Source organism: Dokdonia sp. Asnod2-E02, assembly GCF_045063915.1.
In the GTDB taxonomy this organism is placed as follows: domain Bacteria; phylum Bacteroidota; class Bacteroidia; order Flavobacteriales; family Flavobacteriaceae; genus Dokdonia.
This window is the reverse complement of the sequence record NZ_JBEFNX010000005.1, coordinates 846122-872820: the sequence shown is the minus strand read 5'-3', so window position 1 is coordinate 872820 and position 26699 is coordinate 846122. Positions and strand designations below refer to the sequence as shown.

Sequence of the window (26699 nt, the reverse complement as noted above, 5' to 3'; positions counted from 1 at the left end):
ATATTAAATATAGCTCTATAATCTAGATTTTATAGCACCTAAGTCTTGTGATTTAATAACTCACTAGTCGCGTGTTTTAAGAAAAGGGACGGCGAAAATTCTTTTTTCAAAAAAAAAAGAGTTAATCATATGATTAACTCTTGTATTGTACCCGGGATGGGACTTGAACCCACACGCAACTAGTGCACACGGCCCTCAACCGTGCCTGTCTACCAATTTCAGCACCCGGGTAGAAAAGCGGCATTTTATCAATGCGGGTGCAAATATAAAATCTTCTTATCAAACTTGTGTGTTAATCCAGAGATATTTTGAAGAAGGATAAAACTGTTATATAAAAAAACCTCTATCGCTAGATAGAGGTTTGCACGTATAAAGTGACCTGGCTGGGGCTCGAACCCAGGACCCTCTCCTTAAAAGGGAGATGCTCTACCAACTGAGCTACCAGGTCGTCATTTTAACGGGGTGCAAATATAAAATCTTCTTTTGAGATTTAATACTTATTGTGCAATTATTTTTGAGAACGTTTTTTTGAGGTTAGTCATAAAAAAACCTCCATCGTTAGAAGGAGGTTTACACTTACAAAGTGACCTGGCTGGGGCTCGAACCCAGGACCCTCTCCTTAAAAGGGAGATGCTCTACCAACTGAGCTACCAGGTCATTGCCTTAATGCGGGTGCAAATATACACTTAATTAATTCTTATTTCCAAGAGTTTTAAATAAAATTTTCAATCTTTTTTTTAGATTAATATATACTTTTGTTTCTCAACAAGTTCGCTTATGAAAATCTATTTAGTAGGTTATATGGGATCAGGAAAATCTACCATAGGACCACTACTTGCAGAAGTACTTTCTTATAAATTTATAGACTTTGATACCTATATTTCTGAAAAAGAGGGGATGAGTATATCTCAAATTTTTAAAAGTAAAGGTGAAATTTACTTTAGAAAAGCAGAATCTCTTTATTTAAAACAACTTTTAGAGGAAGAATCTGAGCAAGTCGTTGTTGCATTAGGAGGAGGTACCCCTTGTTATGGCACAAATCTCCAGGTGTTAAAGGATAGTGATGCGCAAACTGTATATCTCAATTGGCACTTTAAAACACTTGCTCAACGTTTATGGTCTGCAAAAGAAGAGCGCCCTCTTATCGCTAGTATGCAATCTTATGAAAATCTAGAAGATTATGTTAGAAAGCACCTTTTTGAAAGAGGCTTTTATTATAACCAGTCTGATATAGTTCTAAAAATAGAAGATCAAAATCCTCAAGAAGTTGTAGATAGTATAAAGAACTCCTTACTCTAATACAGCAGTATCATTACCTTTTCTAAAAGTTACTTTTACAGACTCATTGAGAGAAGTACTTAATGAAATCCCTTTAAAGTCTGCCTTAACGGGATACTTTTTATGATTTCTATTTACAAGTACGGCAGTTTTAAACCTTTTAAGTGGTACGTTAAGGAAGTGTTTTACACCATAAACGAGCGTTGTTCCAGAATTAAGTACGTCATCTATAAGTATCACAGATTTATCCTTGTATTCTTCTGGTGACATACTGGTTTCTACAGTACCTAATGGATTTTTCTTATCCATAGTCACTTTACAAAGTGTAGTCTTTATAGGAGAAATCTCAGAAAGCACATCTGCAAGGCGTTCTGCAAATTTGTAACCATTATTTGCAATACCAGCAAGAATGATCTCTTCTTCATTTGCATTACTCTCATAAATCTGAAACGCAATGCGTTTTATTTTATGTTGTATTGCTGTGTGATCTAAAATTTTTTCTAACTTAACTTTCATAGCCGAAATTGCTTGGTGTATAAAGATATTTAATAAACTGCTTATTCCTCTTCTTCGCTAGTAAAAAAGGAGTCATTATTGTAAATCTCGTCTATATCTCTACGATCTTTTTTAGTAGGTCTTCCAGAACCTTTCTTGCGGTAATAATCTTTTGAGTATTTGAGTAACTCGAGTTTTTCGAGATTTTCCTTCGGTGTTTTATCTTGCACATACATCCCCACAAGTTTTGCGCCTAATCTACTCTCTGGTAAATCTAAAACTTCAAGAATATAGGTAACTTGATTTTTACGTACAGAGATAGTATCTGTAGGGTACACATCTCGCGATGGTTTTACAGAAGCTCCATTCATTTTTACCTGCCCTTTTTTACAGGCAGCCGTGGCTATAGATCGCGTCTTAAAGTAACGCACACACCATAAATATTTGTCTACTCGCATATAAAAAGGCTTAAAACAGCGTTAATAACTGTAAAGTAATGCGCAAAAATACATCAAAATTGTATCTTGCGCTCCTTAAAATAATATTGATGAAATTAAGAAATTACCTTGGTTTAATACTGGTTTTACTAGTTTGTGTAGCTTGTCCTAACAATGATGACGACCTTATAGAGGTTCCTGTAAGAGACCGTGGAGAGCAGTCTGTAGAAGATGATGAGTTGCTAGTAGAGTATCTTTCTACACACTTCTATAATTATGAAGAGTTTGAAAATCCACCTGCAGATTTTGATTATAAAATAGTTTTTGACACTATAGCTGGTGATAATAGTGATAAAACACCATTAATAAACAGACCAGAGCTTAAGAAAAAGCAGTATAATAGATTTGATACAGATAACTCACTATATATCTTACAAGTAAGAGAGGGTAGTGGAGTAGAGCCTGTAGCAACTTTTACAGATTCCACCTTACTAGCATATGAGGGTTTCAATCTTTACGGAGAAACTTTTGACGCTACTGTTAACCCTATCTGGCTTAACCTTCCTACTACCATAGACGGTTTTGCAAACGGGTTAGGAACTTCTGTAAATTTATTAAGTACAGTTTCAGAAGATAATAATGTAGGTTTTGGAGGAGCTTCAGGCTTTACAGTAGAGCCAGATGGTACTACTTCTTTTAACCAAGATTATGGAGTAGGTGCTGTATTTGTACCTTCAGGTCTTGCTTATTTTAACCAGCCTCCAGCAGATATTAGCTTATACGGATCTATAGTGTTTACTTTTTCTGTTTTTGATGTGGTAATTACAGATCACGATGGTGATGGTATTATCACTATCAATGAAGATATAGATAATAACGGTTTCCTTTTTGACGAAGCAGATAATCCAGATGGAGATGCTGTACCAGCCTTTAGAGATCCTAATGATGATAATGATGGTATCCTTACCAAACTAGAAACTGTTACAGATGAAGACGGAAATTTTGTAAGTCTACTTGATACAGACGGAGATGGTATAAATGATCACTTAGACACAGATGATGATGGCGATGGAAGACCTACAATAGATGAAATTATTGTAAATACTCTTACGGGTGAAATCACTTACACAGATACAGATGGAGACGGTACACCAGATTATCTAGACTCAGATAGCTAGTAGACGGTATACCGCTTTCGCGAAAGCGTAATAAAACCCACATTGTACATCACAATGTGGGTTTTTTAGTTACTATATAAATTGATTTACAATATTTTCAAATAGTTCTTGCTTGCCACTAGTGGGAGTTATTTCTCCTTGCTCTGTGGCAATGGTATAGAGGTCTTGTAGGTTTAATTTGCCTTGTTCAAAGTTGGCTCCCTGCTTTGTGTCAAAAGATGCGTACCTCTCTTGTACCATCTTTTTGTATGGAGATGATGTCAAAATTTTATCTGCCGTAAGAAGTGCTCTTGCAAAAGTGTCTGCGCCACCTATATGCGCATAGAAAATGTCTTCCATATCTGTAGAGTTTCTTCTGATTTTTGCATCAAAGTTTACACCACCGCCTTGTAAACCGCCTGCCTGTAAGAAAACTAGCATAGCTTCTGTGGTTTCTTGTATGTTGTTTGGAAACTGGTCTGTGTCCCAACCGTTTTGATAATCACCACGATTTGCGTCTATACTGCCTAGCATACCAGCCTTTGCAGAAACAGCAAGTTCGTGTTGAAAAGTGTGCTGTGCCAGGGTTGCGTGGTTTACCTCTATATTCATTTTAAAATCTTTCTCTAGGCCATATTCCTTTAAAAATCCTATGGCTGTGGCAGCATCAAAATCGTATTGATGTTTCATAGGCTCCATAGGTTTAGGCTCAATAAAGAAGTTGCCTTTAAAACCTTGTGACCTTGCATAATCCCGTGCCATTGAAAAAAATTGTCCCAGATGATCTAGCTCTCTACCCATATCTGTGTTGAGGAGTGACATATATCCCTCGCGACCACCCCAGAAGACATAATTCTCACCATTTAATGCTATAGTAGCATCTAGAGCTAGCTTTACTTGACCTCCTGCTCTTGCTAGTACCTTAAAGTCTGGATTACTAGCAGCACCGTTCATATACCTCGGGTTTGAAAAGCAGTTTGCTGTGCCCCACAGGAGTTTTATGCCGGTAGCGGCTTGTTTGTCTTTTATATAATCTACAATTTGAGATAATCGTCTTTCAGACTCAGAAAAATTTGAGCCCTCTTGTACTAAGTCATAATCGTGAAAACAATAGTAGTCAAACCCCATTTTTTCAATAAATTCAAACGCCGCGTCTGCCTTTGCATAAGCTGCCTCCATTACATCAGAAGGTTCATCCCACTTAAAACTCTGAGTGCCTGGGCCAAACGGATCTGAACCTTGCCCACAGAAAGAGTGCCAGTAGGCAATAGCAAACTTAAAGTGCTCACGCATTGTCTTTCCAGCGACTACCTGATCTGGGTTGTAATATTTGAAAGCCAGAGGGTTGTCAGAAGTTTTGCCTTCATAATTAATACTATCTATTCCTTTAAAATAAGTTGCCATATGCTATAATGTGTTAATTGTATCTAAGAGTTTCTTTTTCCAGTTTAAATAGGCCTTTTTGTATGCTTTATTATCTTTAATGGGTTTTATGGTTTTAATGTGATCATTACCCTTTATTGCCTTACTAAATGGTGTAAAATTATTATCGATTATTAAGGTAGCTCTCGCTGCCCCTACAGCCCCTGTTGTGTCATATATTTCAATTTCTTGACCTATAAGTGTAGCGACAGTTGTTGCAAATATTTCTGACCTAAAAAGGTTGTCATTACCTGCTCTTATTACTGTTACTTGAGTCTGGTCATTTTTAAGAATTTCCATACCGTAAACAAAAGAAAAGGCAATTCCCTCAAGTGCTGCACGATACATATGACTTTTGCCGTGTATGTTAAGGTTAATATCTAAAAATTGAGTACCTATATTTTTATTGTCTAGCATACGTTCTGCTCCATTGCCAAAGGGTAATACCACAAGGCCATCTGAGCCTATAGGTGCTGTGGCGGCCTGAGTATTCATATCATTATATGAAACTTCGTTAAATGTATTTTTAAGCCATCTGTATTGTATACCACATCCATTTATATTTAATAATCTTCCTACTGTGGCATTTTCTCTTGTGTAGTTTACGTGTGCAAATTGATTTACTTTACTTATTTCTTTAAAGTGCTTTTGGTCTGTCACTGCATAGATTACTCCAGAGGTACCAGCAGTAGCCGCAACCTCACCTGGTTTTAAGATGTTGAGAGATAATGCATTGTTAGGTTGATCTCCGGATCTATATCTAACTGTGGCACTTGTAGTGAGGCCAGTCTCTATAGCTGCATCTTTTGTTATATTTCCTTGATTTGTAAAATTTTGAGTGATTACTGGAATCAATGAGTGGTCGAGATTATAATGATCTAGAAGCCCTGTAGCAACGCTATTTGAAGAATAATCCCACAAAGTCCCTTCGGTAAGTCCGTTTATAGTCGTAGCATATTGCCCTGTGAGCTTATACGCAATGTAATCTCCTGGTAAGAGTAATTTATAAGCTTGTTTATAGATTTCAGGCTCATTGTTTTTTACCCAGTTTAATTTTGAGGCGGTAAAGTTGCCTGGAGAATTAAGTAGGTGAGTTGCGCACCAGTCGTGTCCTAACTTTTCATATGCTTCTTTTCCTAGGTCAACAGCTCTACTATCACACCATATAATTGCATTGCGTAGGGTTTTGCCTTTTTTATCTATAAGAACAAGACCGTGCATTTGGTAAGAGATACCTATAGCGGTGATAAGATTTTTATCCACCCCAGTATCTTTTATGATATCTCGTGTGGCTTTGCAAATGTGTTTCCACCAAGTCTCTGGACTTTGTTCTGCCCAGTCACTATGGAGCGCAAGTATTTCCATCTCTTGAGCCGGCTCTTGGACTGTCTTTATACTTTTTCCTGTAGCCCTATCTATAAGTGCTACTTTTATAGAGGAGCTTCCTAAGTCGTATCCTATTGAGTACAATGTATCTATGTTTGATTATGCGATAGTAATGTAACGATAATTTGTCATTGCTCATAGGGTTGTAAATTAGTATTAACTATAACGTTTTCGAAAAAGAACATAAAAAAACACCCCAGATGAGGTGTTTTATAACAGTTTTTGAAACGTGTTTTAATTCTTTTTATCAAAAGCGTATGAGAGACTTAAAATCCACTGTGATGGTCTTGCATCTACTTGAAAACCTACACTGTTATCTTCAACTTGTGACTCAGTGATAATCGTATTATCTGTAAAGGCACCTTCATATCTTACATCTATACCTAGCTGGCCTAGTGTTACACCTACACCTAGTTGATATCCTACAGTAAATGAATTTTCTGGATCTTCAAAATCTATATTTACCTCTTTAAATCCATTTTCAAGGATGTATTGAAATGACGGTCCCGCCTTGATATTAAGTGGGCCTATTATGTCAAATCCTACGAGAAGCGGAATGTCTATTTTTGAAAGTTCATAATCATATACGTCTGAAGATACTCCGTCGTTTGTGTATTCTGTATTGAGCTTTGTATATAACAGCTCTGGTTGTATAATGAGCCCAGCAAACTTTGCCTTGTAAAAAACACCAGCGTGAAAACCGGTTTTGTTTTCTTTACTAAAAGTACTGTTTGTAAACTCTGACTCTAAGTCACCTACAGACCCATAATTAAATCCTCCTTTAATACCAAAGCCAGTACTCTGGCTCAATGCTGTAATACCTGATAAAAGTAATACGGCGACAATGATTTTTTTCATAATTGAAATTTTATCGATTAATGTAAAGACAAATAAAAAGGCAGTATGTTACAATCATACTGCCTATGTTATATATCAAAAACGTTGGGTATACGTTATTATTTTCTTGAAATCACTTTTTCTACTTTCTTAACAATCGCGTTTGCATTAAGACCATATTTCTCCATAAGTTGTGCTGGAGTTCCACTCTCGCCAAAGGTGTCTTCTGTAGCGACATACTCTTGTGGTACTGGATGCGTAAGTGATAGCTCTCTAGCAACACTCTCACCAAGACCTCCTAGAAAGTTATGCTCCTCTGCAGTCACCACACATCCAGTCTTTTTTACAGACTTAATGATTGCCTCTGCATCAAGCGGTTTTATGGTGTGTATGTTTATTACATCTGCCGTGATTCCTTTCTCGTTAAGGACTTTGCAAGCCTCTAGCGCTTCCCATACTAGGTGACCAGTTGCAACAATTGTCACATCATTACCTTCTTGTAATTGTACGGCTTTACCTATTTCAAATGTTTGATCTGCTGGAGTAAAATTAGGTACTACCGGACGGCCAAAACGTAAATAAACCGGACCTACGTGGTCTGCAAGGGCTATTGTAGCGGCTTTGGTCTGGTTATAGTCACAGGTGTTTATTACTGTCATACCTGGTAACATTTTCATAAGACCTATGTCTTCTAGTATTTGGTGTGTTGCACCATCTTCACCTAGCGTAAGACCCGCGTGAGATGCACAAATCTTTACATTTTTACCGGAGTAGGCTATAGACTGTCTTATCTGGTCATAAACACGACCTGTAGAGAAGTTTGCAAAAGTACCTGTAAAAGGTATTTTACCTCCTATGGTAAGGCCTGCGGCGATACCCATCATATTTGCCTCTGCGATTCCTATTTGGAAAAAGCGCTCAGGATTTTCATCTATGAAGGTTTGGATTTTTAAAGATCCTATAAGGTCTGCACAAAGAGAAACCACATTTGGGTTTGTTCTACCTAGTTCTGTCATTCCTGCGCCAAAACCTGATCTTGTGTCTTTACTGCCTGTATTTTCGTATGTTTTCATTGTAAAAGTTTTTGGTACGCTTTCGCGAAAGCGTAATAAGAAAAGGTTTAGTAATCGCCTAGAGTTTCTGGATTTTGCTCTAGTGCACTAGCGAGTTGCTCATCATTAGGAGCTTTACCGTGCCAGGCGTGAGTGCCCATCATAAAGTCTACACCGTTACCCATAACTGTGTGTAATAACACACAGACAGGTTTACCTTGACCAGACGCGGCTTTTGCCTCGTTCATTCCCGATACAATGGCCTGAATGTCATTTCCTTTTTCTATATCTAAAACAATCCACCCAAAGGCTTCAAACTTCGCACGCACACTTCCCATATTTAATACGTGGTCTGTGCTACCGTCTATTTGCTGGCCATTGAGGTCTACAGTTGCAATAAGGTTGTCCACCTTTTTTGCAGAGGCATACATAATGGCTTCCCAGTTTTGTCCTTCTTGTAACTCACCATCACCCATAAGTGCATAGATGGTATGGTTATCGTTATTGAGTTTTTTTGCTTGAGCGGCACCTACGGCAACGCTTAGTCCTTGACCTAAAGATCCAGAGGCTATACGTATACCAGGTAGTCCTTCGTGTGTAGTAGGGTGACCTTGTAGACGTGAGTCTAATAGTCTAAAGGTGTTAAGTTCTTCTACCGGAAAATATCCAGAACGAGCTAGTACGCTATAAAAAACTGGAGAGATGTGACCGTTAGATAAAAAGAAGAGATCTTCTTCTATACCATCCATATCAAATCCTTCTTTACGTTCCATTAGTTCTTGATAGAGAACCGAAATAAATTCTGCACATCCTAAGGATCCTCCAGGGTGACCTGAACTTACTTTGTGTACTTGTCGTACAATGTCTCTGCGCACTTGTGTTACAAATGCTTCTAGCTTATTAATATCTGCCATTTTGGGTAAATTTTATCACGTAAAAATAAGCATATAAAAAAGTCCTACCATCTAGATTGCTCAAGATTGTAGGACTTCTTTGATTTTTACGAAATATTGAATTTAAACTGCTTTATGCAATAACATCCATATTTTCTGAAAGTGTACCTATAAATTTTGTGATAGGTCCTTTTACCATCATTGCCATCATTGCATTAAACTCACCTTGAAAAAGGAGTTGCACTTCTGTTTTTGAGGCTTCTAGTTCTTTAATATCTGCAGTGAGCTCAAAAGGAATTTTGTCACTTGCAGCTCCTAGTACTACTTTACTGTGTGGTATACCTTCTTTAAGATCTAATACAATCTCTGGCATTCCTTTAAGACCAAATAAGAAACGGGTATCGCTTATTTTTTCAAATTTGGTGTTTTCTGGCATTAATTTTTCAAAATTCTCAATGTTCATCAAGAAGTTGTACACCTCTTCTTGAGATTTATCTAAAGTTTTTACTGGGCTCTCTAAGTTCATTTAGCTTTTTTTAATTTGTATAATTATCCCCAGTTTGCTGGGTCTTTACGCCAGTTTTCTAAGGTTTCTTGCTGCGCTTCTGTTATGAAGTTTGTATCGCGAGCTTGTAATAATAGGTGCGAGTAATCACTTAATGTATTAAGTGCTACGCCAGCTTCTTCAAAATTTGTAGCAGCTGTGTCAAACCCATAAGTAAAGATGGCTAGCATCCCTTTTACATTCATATCAGAATTTTTAAGAGCTTCTACTGCCATAAGGCTACTCTTACCAGTGCTTATAAGATCTTCTATCACGACTACATTACTGTTAGGCTCTAGGTGACCTTCTATTTGATTTTTACGTCCGTGCTTTTTTGGTTCAGGGCGTACATAAGCAAAAGGTACATTAAGATAATCTGCAACAAGCATACCAATACCTATCGCTCCCGTAGCAACGCCTACTATCGCATCTGGCTTACCGTAGATAGACTCTACTTGTTTTGCCATCTCTTGATGTATGTAGTTACGTATTGCTGGGTACGACAGTGTGATACGGTTATCGCAATAAATGGGAGATTTCCAACCAGAAGCCCACGTAAAAGGAGTTTGCGGTTGTAGTTTTATTGCATTAATTTGCAAAAGCAATTCGGCAGTTTTTTTTGCCGTTTCTTTGTCTAAAATCATATTGCAAATGTATAAAGTTTTTGTCAATGATATTCCTATTATTCTATCTACCGAAAAGGTAATAGGTAAACAGTATAAGACGATTCCGATTAAGACGGTTAAGATTAAAAAATTAATCAAAAAACTGTATGATGGAGAACAGCTATACATCAATCTATATCACCCTAAAGAAGAAAAACTTCTTAAACATTTACGCAAGAAGCTTAAGCTCGTGATAGCTGGTGGTGGTCTTGTTTATAATGACAAAAAGGAAATTCTTTTTATACACCGCAACGGCAGGTGGGACCTCCCTAAAGGAAAGATAGAAAAGAAAGAGGGCATAGAAGAATGTGCTCTGAGAGAAGTAGAGGAGGAGACCGGTGTAAAAGGACTTACTATTAAGAGACCGCTTGAGATTACTTATCACGTTTTTAAACGCAACGGTAAATTTAGACTTAAAGAGACTTTCTGGTATGAAATGCATACAAGCTCTACAGAGGCTCTTGTACCGCAAACTAAAGAGGGTATAAAAAAAGCAAAGTGGCTCAACTTTGAAAAAGCACAAAAAGCGCTTGATAAATCTTACGAAAATATCAAGCTCATCTTCCCGAGTACATATCTAGTTAAGCATCCTAACGATAGGGTAGCGTAGGTGCGCTTTCTCATAGTTAGGTGATTTTTTATGAAGCCAGTCTAGCTGGGCATACCAGTTTTCGGCAAATTGCGGTTCTAGTGATTTTTTGAGGTTAAATTCAATTTGTAACTGTGGGTTGCGTTTAAGGACTTCGAGTGCTTTGTCTTCCCACACATATGGTGAGAATCCTTCCTTTTGTTGCAATATGGTGTCAAAAAAGTTCCAGTTAAAGAAACTGTCTGTTGCCTCTGGCTCGAGGGTTTCTAGCAAGTAGCGTATTCCATCTTGATCTGTAGGCACGAGATAGCCGCCTTTTGCCACAGTTACTTCTTGGTTGGTAGTTTTTACAGCTGTGTTGTAGTGTAAATAATGACCCTCGTAAGCACTCTTGCGAGTGTCATAGGTATCTATGTGATATACTTCTCCCGTAAACGTAGAATCTTTTTTAAGCTGTTCGAACTTAATGTTGTTGTCTTTGAGAATAAGAGCAATGTCCCGGTACCCTCTAGGTATCACATATGCCTTAGGTACACGTATTTCCTTAGTAGGTTTAAAGTAATCGTAGTAGGTTACTTCCTTTGTGAAAGGCTTTGTTTTATCATATTTGAGGCGTTCTTTTCCTGTGATTTTACTTGGTATCATTTCTCCCTCGTAGCCTAAAAATTCTAAGGTTGTGGTTTTTGTTGTGTCTAGAGCAAATTGTACGGGGTAAGTTTCCGCTTTCGCGAAAGCGTTAAAAGCCTCTGCACGTATTTTTTTTATCTGATCTCCGTTTTGAGCAGTGAGTTTTAATACACTTTTCATTAACTCATATGTACCTTCTACACGTGGTTTATAAGGCTTAAGCATATGTGTCTCTACCATAAGGCCTATGGTGTTCCATAGTGATGTAAAGCCTGTTGAGTAGCGAGGGTAGTCCATAAACTGGCTAAAACCTTTTTCTGGAACGCTATTAAAAACGTTTACATAAGGAGTGATTTCCCAGTCTTTACTCTTAAGATCTTTTTCAAGCATAGGCTGAAAGGTGTCGTGCACGTAGTTACCTAAAGCACCGCCTAGCTTATTGTGTTGTGTAAAAAGATGCGTGAGGGTGTACTGATAGTCTGCGCCATTACTCACGTGATTATCTATAAAAACGTCTGGTGATATCATATGATAGATTTCTGCAAAGGCTTGTGCGTTTTTTGTGTCACGTTTTATAAAATCACGGTTGAGGTCGTAGTTTCTTGCATTACCTCTAAAACCATATTCTTTTGGCCCATTTTGATTTGTACGTGATGTACTGTTGCGATTAAGAGCACCTCCTATATTGTATATGGCGATGGCACTTACCCAAGTATCTTCTGGTGCCTCTATCTTGCCTTGTGCGAGGTCACGCATAAGCATCATTGTTGCATCTATACCGTCTGACTCTCCCGGGTGAATGCCATTATTTATGAGAATACGGCGCACATCTATATCATCAGAAAACTCACTATCAAAACTACGATTAGGATTAAAGGTGACTAGCGTGAGGGGCTTACCTGCATCTGTCATTCCTACTTCGTAGGTTTTTATAGATCTGTATGCCTTGTCAAGGTCTTGATAAAATGTGATCACCTCATCATAAGTAGGTGTTTCTGTACCACCGCTTTTTTCAAAGAGGGTTGTAAAGTCTGTATTATCTGGGTTGTCTTTGTGTTCTCCACAACTTAAACTAAGAATAGAGATGGCGATGAGTACGATAACTTTTTTCATATGGTGGTTGGATTGTGCTGTGAAGATACAAATTGACAAAAAAAAGGCCCCATCTTCTTTTTAAAAATGAGGCCTAAAGCAGGGAGATTGGTTAGTTGTTATTTTTTTACAACTCGTTTTACAAGTTGTGTTTGCCCTGCCGTTATGTGCATAAAATATACTCCAGCTTCATAATATCTGAGTGATATGTTTGTGTTTATACCGCTACTAGATAATTCTATACGCTCAACAATACGACCTCTTATATCTGTTATAACCATATAATCTAGTGGAGTATTACTCAAGTTTTTGAGAGTAATGTCTCCTCGCGTAGGGTTAGGGAAGAGTATGATGTCGCTTTCGCGTAAGCTTAAATCATCTACACTTAGCGGGTTGTTAGTCACTGTGATTGTAAACTCACAGGTAACCATATTTCCATCTTCGTCAAAACCTGTAAGCGTTACCGGAACCTCTTGAGGAGCATCTATGATCGTGCCAGCAACAGGTTGTTGAGAGACGTTTGTAAAGGTGCCACCACCACAGTTATCTGTAAGTGATTCTATGTAGTTTTCTATCTCATAAAGGTCAAAGAGATCTGCCTCTACGGTAAAATCTTCTTGACAAGAGATGAGTCCAAAATCATCTGCATCTACAAGAACAGTCGCTTCACAAGTGGCAGTGTTTCCATTTTGATCTGTAACGGTGAGCGTCACGATATTTTCTCCCACATCTGCACAACCAAATTCTGTTATGTCTAGGCTGAGTGTTACCTCTCCACCACAGTTGTCTGTACTACCATTGTCTAACATATCTGGTGTTATACTAGCTGTACCAGTATCCTCATCAAGTATAACAACAATGCTTTGACAGATTGCCGTAGGTGGAGCCTCATCTACTACAGTGACATTTACTGTACAAGTGGCTACATTGCCTTTTGCATCTGTAACAGTAATATTTACAACATTTTCGCCTAGATTAGAACAATCAAAAGTGTCTACGTCAAACTCAATATCTGAAGTAGGCGTACAGTTATCAGGAACACCTAGAAGATCGTCATCTGGATCTGCAAAGCTTATCTCAAATCTCAATAGTTGACCAACGTCACCTTGTGTATTATCACAGACAGATAGACTCCAGTTTCCATTTATTTGTTCACCAGCAAAAGTATCTGCAAAGGTTCCTCCTTCTGGAGAATAAATTCCGTTTACAAGACCTGTTGCCATTGTGATGTCTTCTCCATCATCATCAAAGGTTGCATTTTCATAGCCCTGTGCATTTCCGCCATTACCTGCAGAGAGTACAAGTTCTGTACCTTGTGGTGATGTAAGGGTTAAGTCTAGGTCGCCTACAAAAGAGTGATCCAGATCTACAATGACCGTAGCAATGCGATAGGCGTCACCTATAGTGCCCTCAAGATCTACTGCTGCTGTAGAGGTGGTAGGTCCTCCGGCACAATTTGTACCTCCTGTACCCGTCATCGGGATACTTTCTGGCACTCCGTCACCAGTAAAAGGAATACCCTGTACAGGTACTAGGTTACCTATTACATCTTCTGGAGTAAGAATTGCGATACCATTTTCATCTAGTGAGATGAATGCATCCATACATTCTGGTGTGGGTGCAGTAACATCTATTACTGTCACAATCGCTTCACAAGTAGCCGTATTGCCAGCATTATCTGTAGCAGTAACTATTACCACATTTGGACCGGTGTTTGCACAGCCAAATTCTGATATATCTAATTCTAAATTATCTATAAGGCAAGTAGAAGATGTATCTGCAAGTACATCTTCTGGTATAATGGTAACCAACCCATTCTCATCAAGCTCAACAGTGATATCTTGACAAGTGATTTGCGGTATAACACTACTTGTAACCGTTACAATAGCCTCGCAACTTGCTATATTTCCATTCTCATCTGTAGCCGTGAGGGTAACCACGTTTTCACCAAGATTTTCACACGTAAATGAATCAATATCTATACTTAAAGTTACTGGCGTACAGTTATCACTTGTGCCACCATCAATATCTTCTGGAGTTATGGTTGCCATTCCATTTTCATCTAGTGCTATCTCAATATTTTGACAAAACATTCTAGGTGCTAGATCATCTATAATTGTGATTGTAAAAGAACAAGTATCTAGGTTACCATTACCATCCTCTACAGTAAAGGTGTTAGTAGTGGTACCTACGGGGAATGGGTTGCCGCTTGCAAAACCAGCAGTTTGTGTAACAGTACCACCGCCAACACAGTTCTCATTTGTAAATGGTCCTTCGTAAGAAATAATTGCCCCACAACCCGATGCCGCATCAGAAAATACAATTTCTGCAAAACCTGTATTTCCATCTCCATAATTAGATAGTACTTCCATACGGATTGTAGTTGCCGTAATAGGGGTGAATGTAAATACCTCTGGTGCTCTCGGTGCGTTTTCTTCGGCTTGCGCGAAAACTGTAGGCGCTCCCTCTACATCTATAAACGTACTACCATCTATACTATAAGAAATCAAAACATCTCTTATACCTGAAGTTCCATCTGGCCCCGGACCACCACCATTTTGATTCCAGAAAGAGAATCCGCTCACGGTTGTTTCTGCTCCTAAATCAAAATCAATTGTGCCAGTACTTCCTTCTCCTATCCAAGAATTTTCTGGAGTAGAAGGAGCGTGATCTGTAGTAAGGCTAGGAGAGGTGTTTAGGCCTGTTCCGTCTATTGCATTTGTAAGCGTACTACCAAAGGCGCTATTATATGTTGTAGTTGCTCCCGTAGGTACAATAGGGTTAGAAATTTCAGATAGATTTATAACCAAATCTTCTGGACAGGTAATTTCTATCGGTTGGTTATTAACTACTGTTATCACTGCCTCACAAGTAGCAGTGAGACCTTGCTCATCTGTTACTGTTAGAATAACATTGTTTTCACCTAGGTTATCACAAGTAAACTCAAACACATCTAGTTCATAAGTTAGTTCGCCACAAACAGCAGTACTGCCTCCATCTACTAGTACTGGGTCTACGGTAATCATTCCTTCTTCATCTAGTTCTACTGTAATGTTTTGACATACAGCTGTAGGTGCTATGTTGGTTTCGACAGTGACAATAGTTTCACAAGTCGAGCTATTTCCATTTGCATCTGTTACGATAAGCACTACTGTATTTTCACCTAGTTGCTCACAAGTAAATGAATCAATGTCTATAGCGGTAGTAATATCACCACAGTTATCAGAACTTCCATTGTCAATATCATCTGCGGTAATGGTTGCGATACCATTTTCATCAAGCACTATAGTTATAGGTGCGCAAACGGCTCTTGGCGCTACATCATCTATTAGTGTGATTGTAAATGAGCAAGTAACCTCATTACCATTAGTGTCAGTTGCTATAAATGTATTTGTAGTGGTGCCTAGCGGGAACGGACTACCACTTTCAAAACCAGCTGTTTGTTCTAAAGTACCGCCACCCAGACAATCAAGATTTTCAAAAGGACCATCGTAGTTTACAATAGCGCCACATCCATCTGTTACATCTGCAAAAGCGACCTCTGCTATTCCTGTGTTACCATCTCCATAATTGCTTTGTACATCAAAGCGTATGTAGCGAGCGGCAACCTGAGTAAATGTAAATACCTCTGGACCTACAGGTTCTGAAGTAGTAACCTGAGCGAATAGTGTAGGCGCTTCAGGAAGTACTGTATATGTCACGTTATCTAACGAGTAGAGTATAGTTACATCTTGAATACCAGAAGAACCTTCTGCTCCAGGACCTCCACCGTTTAAATTCCATAGAGAGAATCCATTTATAATGGTTTCTTGTCCAAGATCAAAATCTATACTACCGCTCGAGCCAGTACCTATAAAAGCATTACTAGGTGTCGAGGCTTCGTGATTTACCATTAAGCTAGGAGACATCTCAAGACCAGTCCCATTAAAAGCATTTGCAAGCTCACTTCCAAATGCAGGACTAAATGATGTCGTACCATTAGAAACTTCTACAGGCATCAATACCTCAGAAAGATTAAGTACAATATCTTCTGGACACTCAATATTAAGCGGCTGTGTATTCTCTACAGTCACAATAGCTTCACAGGTCGTAAACTCGCCACTAGGGCTCGTTGCAGTAAGTAATACTATATTTTCACCTAGTTGCTCACAAGTAAAGGTGTCTTGATCTAGTGTAAGCTCAAAAGTGCCACAGTTTGAGAAGCTACCTCCATCTACTTGTTCTGGGGTGATGATTGCCATTCCGTCTTCATCTAGTTGTACGGTAAGGTCCATACATACAGCAATAGGAGGACTGTCACTTATGACAGTAACGATAGCCTCACAAGTAGCGATAAGACCATTACTATCAGTAACGGTAAGTGTCACTGTATTTTCTCCTACATTATCGCAAGTAAAAGTATCTGTATCTATTGATAATGTAATATCACCACAGTTATCTGTACTGCCTCCATCTATATCTTCTGGTGTAATGCTGGCCGTACCATCTTCACCTATTTCTATAGTAATCGCTTGGCAAACAACTCTTGGTGCTACATCATCTATAATGGTGATGTCAAAAGAGCACGTTTGTACGTTACCGGCACCGTCTGTAACTTCAAAAGTATTTGTGGTTGTTCCTAACGGGAACGGGCTTCCACTTGCAAAACCTTCGGTTTGTACAAGTTCACCACCTCCAGTACAAAGCGCATTTGTAAATGGTCCTTCGTAAGTGACAATTGCCCCACAACCTGACGGAGTATCGGCAAAGACTATTTCCGCGAAAGCGGTATTACCATCTCCATAATTATTCATCACCTCCATACGAATCACGGTAGCAGCAATTTGATCAAACGTAAATAGCTCTGGCGCAGATAACTCACTTGTCGTTACTTGAGCAAACGTAGTAGGAGCACCCGGTATGGCAGTGAAAGTTGTGCCATCTGTAGAGTAGAGCATTGTTACCTCTTGTATACCAGAAGTGCCATTTGCACCAGGACCACCACCATTTTGATTCCAGAAAGAGAAGCCACTTATAAGAGTCTCTCCTCCCAGGTTAAAATCAATTGTACCAGAAGTTCCTGAGCCTATAAAAGAATTACTAGGCGTGGTAGCCTCGTGGTTTGCTGTAGTACTAGTTGTGGTACTTAATCCCGTTCCATTTGTAGCATTTGCTATATCACTACCAAAGGCAGGGCTAAAGCTCGTTGTTGTACTACTTATGGTTACAGGTTGTAGTACTTCAGATAAGTTTAGAATGAGGTTTTCTGGGCAAGTAATAGTTACTGGCTCGTTATTAACTACAGTTACAATAGCCTCACACGTTGAGGTATTGCCTTGAGGATCTGTCACTGTAAGTACAACGGTGTTTTCGCCTAGATTCTCACACGTAAACTCTGTGATATCTGCTTCATAGGTAAGTGGTCCACATACAAAGGTGCTTCCTCCATCTAGTAAGGCAGGGTCTAATATACCTACACCAGTAGCATCAAGTTCTAGTGTGATGTTTTGACAAACTGCAACAGGTATATTAGGATTTTCAATAGTCACAATTGCTTCACAAGTAGAAATTAATCCATTACTGTCTGTAACGGTTAGGGTTACTATATTCTCTCCTACATTCTCACAGCCAAATTTATCTATGTCTATAGCAATGCTCACATCACCACAATTATCCGTACTACCTCCATCTACATCTGCCGCCTCTATAGTTGCAGAGCCTGTTTCATCTAGTTGTATCGTGATATCTTGACACACTGCTCTTGGCGCTACATCATCTATCACCATAATATCAAAAGAACAGCTCAGAGTGGTGCCATTTGTATCAGTTACCTCAAAGGTATTTGTGGTTGTACCTAGTGGAAAAATACTACCACTAGTAAAACCTGCCGTCTGTACAAGCTCTCCACCACCTAGACAATCTACATTTGTAAAAGGACCTTCATATACAATTGCTGCACCACAACCTACCGTTGTGTCTGCAAAAGCAATTTCTGCAAATCCAGTATTGCTATCACCATAATTACTTAATACTTCAAAGCGTATAACAGTAGCTGCTATTTGTGTAAAGCTAAATGTCTCTGGAGCTACATCTTGTGATGATAACGCTTGCGCGAAAACTGCCGGCGCTCCATCAACCGGAACAAAGGTTGTCCCATCTACCGAATAAGAAATACTTACATCTTGAATTCCTGAAGAGCCATTCGCACCTGGACCACCGCCGTTAAGGTTCCAAAAAGAAAAACCAGTTATTGTTCTTTCGGTGCCGAGATCAAAATCTATAGTTCCCGTTGTGCCTGCTCCTATAAAGGCATTGTCTGTTGTAGTTCCATCGTGAGTCGCAGTAAGACTTGGTGAAGTCGCAAGACCAAGGCCATTAATGGTATTTTGTATACTACTACCAAAGGCTGAATTAAAACTCGTTGTCACATTAGTAGGTGTAATAGGCTCTAGCACTTCAGAAAGATTGATAATCATATCCTCCGGACAGGTTAGATCAAGTGGTTCATTATTTTCTACAGTAACGATTGCTTCACAAGTAGTGCTATTTCCAGAGGCATCTGTGGCAGTGAGTATCACTGTATTTTCTCCTAAATTATCGCAAGTAAAGGTTGTTATATCTGTACTAAGTGTAAATAATCCACAAGTGGCAAAGCTTCCACCATCTATTTGATCAGGAGTCAGGGTTGCTGTGCCATCAGCATCTAGTAGTAGTGTGATATCTTGACAAACAGCAGTAGGAGCAACGCTCCCTAATATAGTTACAATAGCTTCACAAGAAGATGATAGGCCGTTGCTATCTGTAACTGTTAAGGTAACTATATTGTCTCCTACATTATCGCAGGTCAATGTATCTGTGTCTATTGACAATGTAATGTCACCACAGTTATCTGTACTGCCTCCGTCTATATCTTCAGGAGTAATTGCTATAGAACCCGTTTCGTCTACCTCTAAGGTTATGTTTTGGCATACAGCTCTTGGCGCAACATCGTCTATTATAGTGATATCAAAAGAGCACGTTTGTACGTTTCCTGCGCCGTCTGTCACTTCAAAAGTATTTGTGGTTGTTCCTAACGGAAATGGACTTCCACTCGCAAAACCTTCGATTTGAACAAGTTCACCACCTCCTGTGCAGAGCGCATTTGTAAATGGTCCTTCGTAAGTGACAATTGCCCCGCAGCCTGACGAAATATCGGCAAAGACTATTTCCGCGAAAGCGGTATTACTATCTCCATAATTACTCGTCACTTCCATACGTATTACCGTAGCCGCTATCTGATCAAAAGTAAAAATCTCCGGCGCCGAAAAATCATTATCTGTGACTTGTGAAAAAATAGATGGAGCACCTGGTATAGGGATGAAGTTTGTTCCATCTGTGCTATAAGAAAAGACAACATTTTGAACACCAGAAGAACCATTTGCACCGGGACCACCACCATTTTGATTCCAAAATGATAGTCCGCTTACAAGAGTCTCACTGCCAAAGTTAAACTCTAATGTTCCAGCAGTACCAGTTCCTATAAAAGAGTTGCTCGGAGTTGTAGGCTCGTGTGTAGCTGTAGTACTTGGAGAAACTGTGAGCCCTGCGCCGTTTGTAGCATTTGAAAGTTCACTGCCAAAGGCAGCCGTAAAAGTTGTAGTAGTACTTGTAATCGCTATAGGTTCTAGCGCCTCAGAAAGATTAAGAATAATATCATCTGGGCAAGTTATGGTTACCGGTTCATTATTTACTACGGTAACTATCGCCTCACAGGTTGAGGTATTCCCTTGAGGGTCTGTAATTGTAAGAACGACGGTGTTTTCACCTAAATTTTCGCAGGTAAATTCTGTAACATCTGCTTCATAAGTAAGTGGTCCACAAATAAAAGTGCTTCCTCCATCTAATAGTACAGGATCTATAATTGCTATGCCCGTAGCGTCTAGTTCTATAGTTATGTTTTGACAGATAGCCTCTGGTATATTTAGATTTTCTACCGTTACAATCGCCTCACAAAATGAGGTATTTCCATTACCATCAGTTGCAGTAAGGGTTATTATATTTTCACCCACATTTACACAGCCAAATTTGTCTATATCTATAGACAATGTAACATCTGTACAATTGTCTGCAGTACCTCCATCTATATCTGAGGCAAGTATAGAAGCACTGCCCGTTTCATCTAGTTGTATAGTAATATCCTGACATACCATATCTGGTGCAACATCATCTGTTATCGTTACATCAAAAGAGCAAGTGATGATATTACCAGCACCATCATCTACTTCAAAAGTATTAGTAGTAGTGCCCAGTGGAAAAGCACTTCCCGATGCGAACCCAGCAGTCTGAGTAAGTGTACTTCCAGGGAAACATTCTTGATTTGTAAACGGACCTTCATAAGTAATCACTGCACCACATCCCGAGGTGGTATCTGAGAAAGCAATTTCTGCAAAGGCAGTATTTCCATCTCCATAATTAGATTGTACTTCAATACGTATGGTTGACGCCATTACTGGTGTCCAGTTAAATATTTCTGGTGCGGCAGCAGCATTTGGTATCACTTGCGTGAAAGAAGTAGGCGCCCCAGGAATAGGTGTAAAGTCTGTTCCGTCTGTTGATGATGAGATAATCACATTTTGAATACCCGAAGTTCCATCTGCTCCTGGACCTCCGCCATTTTGATTCCAAAAGGCAAGTCCAGAAACGGTTGTCACAGCACCAAGAGAAAAATCTATGGTTCCAGTAGTTCCTTCACCTATCCACGAGTTGGTATTACTTGATGGTGCGTGCTCACTTTCTAAAGATGGGAAAGCATCAAGCCCTGTACCGTTAAAGGTGTTATTGAGACTTGTACCAAATGCCGTAGTAAAACTAGTAGAAGCCGAGTTAGGAATGATAGGCGTAGCGACCTCAGATAGGTTAATGTTTATATCTGCCGGACAAGTAATTACGAGCGGCTCATTATTTTCTACGGTAACAATTGCGGTACAGGTATCTGTATTTCCAGAAGCATCTGTCACGGTAAACGTTACAGTATTGTCTCCGAGATTCCCACAGGTAAATTCTTGTACGTCTAGTGATAATTCTACGGCAGTACCACACGTAGATCCTGAGCCATTATCAATGTCTGCAGGGGTGATACTTGCGATACCATCCACAAGCTGAATAGTGATATCTTGACAAACGGCCACCGGTAGTTCATTAGAGGTAACCGTAACAATCGCCTCACAAGAAGCGCTGTTTGCATTTACATCTGTTGCTGTAAGCGTCACAGTAACTGGCGTACCCACATCTGCGCAAGTAAATGTATCTTGATCAATGCTCAAGGTTACATCTCCACAATTATCTGTAGTGCCATTATCAATATTGGCAGCTGTGATTACAAAGTTTCCTGTCTCATCAAGTACCACTTCGATATCTTGACATACCACATCTGGTGCAACATCATCTGTTATCGTTACATCAAAAGAGCAAGTGATGATATTACCAGCACCATCATCTACTTCAAAAGTATTAGTAGTAGTGCCCAGTGGAAAAGCACTTCCCGATGCGAACCCAGCAGTCTGAGTAAGTGTACTTCCAGGGAAACATTCTTGATTTGTAAACGGACCTTCATAAGTAATCACTGCACCACATCCCGAGGTGGTATCTGAGAAAGCAATTTCTGCAAAGGCAGTATTTCCATCTCCATAATTAGATTGTACTTCAATACGTATGGTTGACGCCATTACTGGTGTCCAGTTAAATATTTCTGGTGCGGCAGCAGCATTTGGTATCACTTGCGTGAAAGAAGTAGGCGCCCCAGGAATAGGTGTAAAGTCTGTTCCGTCTGTTGATGATGAGATAATCACATTTTGAATACCCGAAGTTCCATCTGCTCCTGGACCTCCGCCATTTTGATTCCAAAAGGCAAGTCCAGAAACGGTTGTCACAGCACCAAGAGAAAAATCTATGGTTCCAGTAGTTCCTTCACCTATCCACGAGTTGGTATTACTTGATGGTGCGTGCTCACTTTCTAAAGATGGGAAAGCATCAAGCCCTGTACCGTTAAAGGTGTTATTGAGACTTGTACCAAATGCCGTCGTAAAACTAGTAGAAGCCGAATTAGGAATGATAGGTGTAGCGACCTCAGATAAGTTAATGTTTATATCTGCCGGACAAGTAATTACGAGCGGCTCATTATTTTCTACGGTAACAATTGCGGTACAGGTATCTGTATTTCCAGAAGCATCTGTCACGGTAAGCGTTACAGTGTTATCCCCCAGATTCTCACAGGTAAATTCTTGTACGTCTAGTGATAATTCTACGGCAGTACCACACGTAGATCCTGAGCCATTATCAATGTCTGCAGGGGTGATACTTGCGATACCATCCACAAGTTGAATAGTGATATCTTGACAAACGGCCACCGGTAGTTCATTAGAGGTAACCGTAACAATCGCCTCACAAGAAGCGCTATTTCCATTTACATCTGTTGCTGTAAGCGTCACAGTGACTGGCGTACCTACATCTGCACAAGTAAATGTATCTTGATCAATACTCAAGGTTACATCTCCACAATTATCTGTAGTGCCATTATCAATATCGGCTGCTGTGATGATAGCATTACCTGTTCCGTCTAGAAGAACCTCAATGTTTTGGCATAATACATCTGGTGCTACATTATCGGTAATAACAATATCAAATGAGCAGGTTTGCGTTCCGCCACTGCCATCTGTAACTTCAAAGGTATTTGTGGTTGTTCCTACTGGGAAAGCACTTCCGCTAGGTAATCCTGCTGTTTGTGTTACTTCACCACCACCATTACAGGCAGCATTAGAAAATGGCGTTACATAAGCTACTAGTGCACCACAACCTGGTGTATCATCAGAAAATGCTACTTCCGCGAAAGCGGTATTACCATCTCCATAATTTGATTGTACTTCTATGCGAATGCTAGAAGCAATAATAGGTGTAAAGTTAAAGACCTCTGGAGCCACAGGACCATCTCCAGTTACTTGTGCAAATACTGCTGGTGCTCCTGGAATAGGTGTAAAATCTGTTCCGTTTGTTGATGATGAGATAATGACATTTTGAATGCCCGAGGTTCCTGATGCACCAGGACCTCCGTTGTTTTGATTCCAAAAAGAAAAGCCACTTACGGTCTGACTACCACCTAGATTAAAAGTGATTGTGCCAGAGGTTCCTTCACCTATCCACGAGTTTGTAACTCCAGAAGAGCTGTGGTCAGAATTGAGATCTGGAAAAGTGGTAAGTCCATTACCATTAAAAGTATTAGTAAGGCTCGACCCAAAGGCAGTGGTAAAGCTTGTACTTGCAGATGAGGGTATGATAGGTGTTGCCACTTCAGAAAGATTAAGCGTAATATCTGCTGGACAAGTGATGGTTGTAATACTGTTACTCTCTACCGTAACGATTGCTTCACAACTTGCTGTATTACCTTGATCATCTGTAACCGTAAGTGTAACGGTATTAACTCCTAAATTTTCACAGTTAAATTCTGTGATGTCTGCGCTTAGTATAGGAGCTCCACAAGCTACAGTACTACCATTATCAATATCTGCAGCTACAATGGTTGCTACTCCTGTATCATCAAGGCTTATGGTAATATCTTGACATATTACGGTGGGTACTACAGTATTTTCTACTGTGATAATAGCCTCACAGGTAGCACTATTACCAATGTCATCTGTTATGGTTAGAATTACGGTATTTTCTCCTATATCTGCACAAGTAAAATCTGTTATATCTAAGGTTGGGGTCGCCGTACCACAGTTATCTGTAGAGCCATTGTTTATTTCTTCAGGAGTGATGTTAACAGAGCCCGTTGCATCTAGTTGTACCGTAATATCTTGACAAATAGCGATAGGAGCCACATCATCTATAATGGTAATATCAAAAGAGCAAGTTGCTGTATTTCCGTTTCCATCATCTATAATAAAGGTATTTGTAGTTGTACCTATGGGGAAAGGATTTCCACTAGCAAATCCTGTTGTTTGAGTAACGGTGGCTGCCACACAATTTGTAGCTACTATAGGTGCATCATAGGTGATGACTGCTCCACAACCATCTGTAATACTAGAAAATATGATTTCTCCCAGACCTGTGTTGCCATCTCCATAATTAGATAATACCTCTATGCGTATAGTCGAGGCTTCGATAGGTTCAAAAGTAAATTCTTGCACTGCGGCGTTATCACTCGCTATTACTTGTGCAAATGTTGCAGGAGCGCCTGCAATAGGTGTAAAATCTGTCCCATTTGTAGAAGCACTTATGATAACATCTTGTATGCCAGAGGACCCTGCAGTACCAGGGCCACCTGCATTTTGATTCCAGATATAGATTCCATTTATGCGCTCTGTACCGCCTAAACTATATTCTATAATACCAATAGTACCACCACCTATAAAGGAGTTTGCAGGCACTGTAGCGTCGTGAGTTGCAGTAAAACTTGGAAATTCTGATAAGCCACTACCGTTATATGTATTATTAAGCGAACTGCCGAAAACAGTTGTGAATGATGTAGATGCAGAGACAGGTGTAACCGTCGCAACATTCTCAGAAAGATTAAGTATGATATCTGCCGGGCAGGTAATATCAAGTGCTCCTGCCTCTACAGTTACCGTTGTAGTACACGTATCTGTATTTCCTGCAGCATCTGTTATGGTGAGCGTTACCGTATTATCACCTATGTCAGAACAGTCAAAGCTGGTTATATCAAGTGATAATACAGCGTCTGGACAATTATCTGAAGAAGGTGTAACGGTATCATCCACATCTGCTGTGGTAATACTTGCAAGGCCATCCCCATCTAACGTAATTGTAAATGGAGCAATACAGTTTGCCACTGGAGCTTCATTATCTGTTACTGTAACTGTGAAGGTACAAGTCGCCACTCCGTCTGGATCTCCAGTAGCCTCAAAGGTTACTGTAGTATCTCCCACAGGAAAGAAGTCTCCAGATGCTGGACCTTCTATTTGTGTAACCGTAAAGGTTGCCGTTCCATCCGGATCGTTTGGTGTAGGCGTGGCAAATGTGACATTTGCACCGCATAGTCCGGCATCATTTATTTGTGTAATAGGTGCAACAGGACAGTCTGTAAAAGTCGGTGCGGTTTGCGCAATGGCAGTCGAAAAGATACCACATACCAAGAGTATGCGTATCGCAGTAGTAATTTGTTTCATATTAATCCCCCAATTAATGAAGACTAAATGTATACACTATAAGTGGTTTGTATAAAGTGAGTTAGGTCAGAAATTTCCGTCAGAAATCGCGCAATAGGCTAGGGGTAAATGCCCTGTTTAGCTCAAATCAAATACTATTTATATATACGCTTTCGCGAAAGCGTAATTCTTCTCACATCGCGCATTAAGTACGTCTATAAGGCATATTTGAGTAGATGTCTCACGTCACTTTCTGTAAGACATTAAAAACTTGCTGTTATAGCTTATTGCCCCTTTGGTAAATACGTATTACACAATTTGATGCAATAATCGCTATACACTTTACCGAAATGAGATGCGTGGTCACTGTTTTGATAAACAAATAATTAGTCGCTTTTTAAGTGATGTAATCTAGCTTTTAGAAAAAAGGAGTGTATTGTAATACTCTAAAATCTATGGTGTTAAAGTCAGGATTTTCTGTCTTTAGTTTTTTATAAAGAGCCAGGCTTCCCACGGCTCTATTTGCTGCTCCAGATGGTGCTGTGAGTGATACCGTTTTGATAGTACGACCTTCCCAGTCAAAGTTGTGTACTCTAGGTACTACATCGCTTACAACCTTAAGGCGCACCTGTTTTTCTTTACAAGCTTTTCTAAAGAAATACTCTGGGCCATTTTTACTGTTTCCGCCGGTAAATAATAGAGTGTCTACTTGTGTATGTTTAGAGAGATAACCAAAGATATCGCGCAGTGTGATGTTACTCATCCCTACGTCTGAGGCATCTATTTTTTGTCTCTCTGAAGAGGCTACAATGTCACAAACACCTATGTTTCTTGATTTTAGAAATGCCTTGCGCTGGTTTATGGCTTCTGCCGTAGTCTCAAATGTGAGGTTTAAGTCAAAAATTTTATTAAGTATGGGCCACAATTGCCCGTCTATGCTACCGTAACTAAAATCTACATCACCCACTTTTAAGTCACCCGTTGTAAAGCGTGGTGGCGGTAATGTACCCACAATAAGCTTGGTTGCTTTCTCTAGATTAAATGGCGGGTAGGGATGTGTATGCTTAAAAGGTCTTGACATATGCTCGTAAAGTTCGTAAATTGAAA

Annotated in this window: 15 protein-coding genes and 3 tRNA genes; 3 read left to right on the top strand and 15 right to left on the bottom strand. The window is 39.6% G+C overall.

All coding sequences use genetic code 11. From position 1 onward, the window contains the following. Positions 1-148: 148 nt before the first annotated feature. The 3 genes from ACJJVM_RS03865 to ACJJVM_RS03855 form a co-directional block, all read right to left on the bottom strand. Positions 149-231 (bottom strand) — tRNA-Leu (locus tag ACJJVM_RS03865). A 144-nt stretch (positions 232-375) separates the two neighbouring features. Further along, positions 376-448 (bottom strand) — tRNA-Lys (locus tag ACJJVM_RS03860). Positions 449-584: 136 nt separating this feature from the next. Beyond that, positions 585-657: transfer RNA gene (locus ACJJVM_RS03855), tRNA-Lys, on the bottom strand. A gap of 120 nt (positions 658-777) precedes the next feature. On the opposite strand from ACJJVM_RS03855, the gene ACJJVM_RS03850 reads away from it, so the two are divergent. Next, positions 778-1299, top strand: a complete 522-nt coding sequence (locus ACJJVM_RS03850) for a shikimate kinase (RefSeq protein ID WP_405210866.1) — start codon at positions 778-780, stop codon at positions 1297-1299. Here the strand turns inward: ACJJVM_RS03850 and ACJJVM_RS03845 are convergent. After that, the gene (locus tag ACJJVM_RS03845) at positions 1291-1794 is read right to left on the bottom strand and encodes a phosphoribosyltransferase family protein (RefSeq protein ID WP_298352168.1); all 504 of its coding nucleotides are present in this window, start codon (positions 1792-1794) and stop codon (positions 1291-1293) included. The two genes, ACJJVM_RS03850 and ACJJVM_RS03845, sit on opposite strands and share 9 nt — an antisense overlap. Before the next feature lie 41 nt (positions 1795-1835). Further along, positions 1836-2231, bottom strand: coding sequence for an RNA-binding S4 domain-containing protein (locus ACJJVM_RS03840; RefSeq protein ID WP_298352171.1), 396 nt, complete (start codon positions 2229-2231; stop codon positions 1836-1838). 89 nt (positions 2232-2320) lie between these two features. On the opposite strand from ACJJVM_RS03840, the gene ACJJVM_RS03835 reads away from it, so the two are divergent. Then, complete coding sequence (locus tag ACJJVM_RS03835; RefSeq protein ID WP_298352174.1) at positions 2321-3388, top strand: hypothetical protein; 1068 nt, start codon at positions 2321-2323, stop codon at positions 3386-3388. 72 nt (positions 3389-3460) lie between these two features. Here the strand turns inward: ACJJVM_RS03835 and xylA are convergent, their stop codons facing one another. The 7 genes from xylA to pyrE all read right to left on the bottom strand — a co-directional run bounded on the left by xylA (position 3461) and on the right by pyrE (position 10145). Then, complete coding sequence (gene xylA, locus ACJJVM_RS03830; RefSeq protein ID WP_405210865.1) at positions 3461-4771, bottom strand: xylose isomerase; 1311 nt, start codon at positions 4769-4771, stop codon at positions 3461-3463. 3 nt (positions 4772-4774) lie between these two features. Next, positions 4775-6259, bottom strand: a complete 1485-nt coding sequence (locus ACJJVM_RS03825) for a xylulokinase (protein WP_405210864.1) — start codon at positions 6257-6259, stop codon at positions 4775-4777. Positions 6260-6409: 150 nt separating this feature from the next. Then, entirely contained in the window at positions 6410-7033 is a 624-nt protein-coding gene (locus tag ACJJVM_RS03820) for a porin family protein (protein ID WP_405210863.1), read from the bottom strand. Between the two features lie 98 nt (positions 7034-7131). Beyond that, a complete protein-coding gene (locus tag ACJJVM_RS03815) occupies positions 7132-8085 on the bottom strand; it encodes a transketolase family protein (protein WP_405210862.1) in 954 nt (317 codons plus the stop codon). A gap of 47 nt (positions 8086-8132) precedes the next feature. Then, the gene (locus ACJJVM_RS03810; protein ID WP_405210861.1) at positions 8133-8978 is read right to left on the bottom strand and encodes a transketolase; all 846 of its coding nucleotides are present in this window, start codon (positions 8976-8978) and stop codon (positions 8133-8135) included. 112 nt (positions 8979-9090) lie between these two features. Next, on the bottom strand, positions 9091-9483 hold the full coding sequence (locus tag ACJJVM_RS03805; RefSeq protein WP_038599884.1) for an orotate phosphoribosyltransferase: 393 nt from the start codon (positions 9481-9483) through the stop codon (positions 9091-9093). A gap of 23 nt (positions 9484-9506) precedes the next feature. Continuing rightward, positions 9507-10145 (bottom strand): orotate phosphoribosyltransferase, encoded by a 639-nt coding sequence (gene pyrE / locus ACJJVM_RS03800; RefSeq protein ID WP_035327849.1) that lies wholly within the window; start codon positions 10143-10145, stop codon positions 9507-9509. 7 nt (positions 10146-10152) lie between these two features. Between pyrE and ACJJVM_RS03795 the strand changes: the two genes are divergently transcribed. Then, a complete protein-coding gene (locus tag ACJJVM_RS03795) occupies positions 10153-10776 on the top strand; it encodes an NUDIX hydrolase (RefSeq protein WP_299148126.1) in 624 nt (207 codons plus the stop codon). Here the strand turns inward: ACJJVM_RS03795 and ACJJVM_RS03790 are convergent. The 3 genes from ACJJVM_RS03790 to ACJJVM_RS03780 all read right to left on the bottom strand — a co-directional run bounded on the left by ACJJVM_RS03790 (position 10744) and on the right by ACJJVM_RS03780 (position 26673). After that, on the bottom strand, positions 10744-12495 hold the full coding sequence (locus ACJJVM_RS03790; protein ID WP_405210860.1) for a M14 family metallopeptidase: 1752 nt from the start codon (positions 12493-12495) through the stop codon (positions 10744-10746). The two genes, ACJJVM_RS03795 and ACJJVM_RS03790, sit on opposite strands and share 33 nt — an antisense overlap. Positions 12496-12593: 98 nt before the next feature. Further along, complete coding sequence (locus ACJJVM_RS03785) at positions 12594-25613, bottom strand: HYR domain-containing protein (RefSeq protein ID WP_405210859.1); 13020 nt, start codon at positions 25611-25613, stop codon at positions 12594-12596. A 397-nt stretch (positions 25614-26010) separates the two neighbouring features. After that, entirely contained in the window at positions 26011-26673 is a 663-nt protein-coding gene (locus ACJJVM_RS03780; protein ID WP_405210858.1) for a uracil-DNA glycosylase family protein, read from the bottom strand. Positions 26674-26699: the final 26 nt, after the last annotated feature.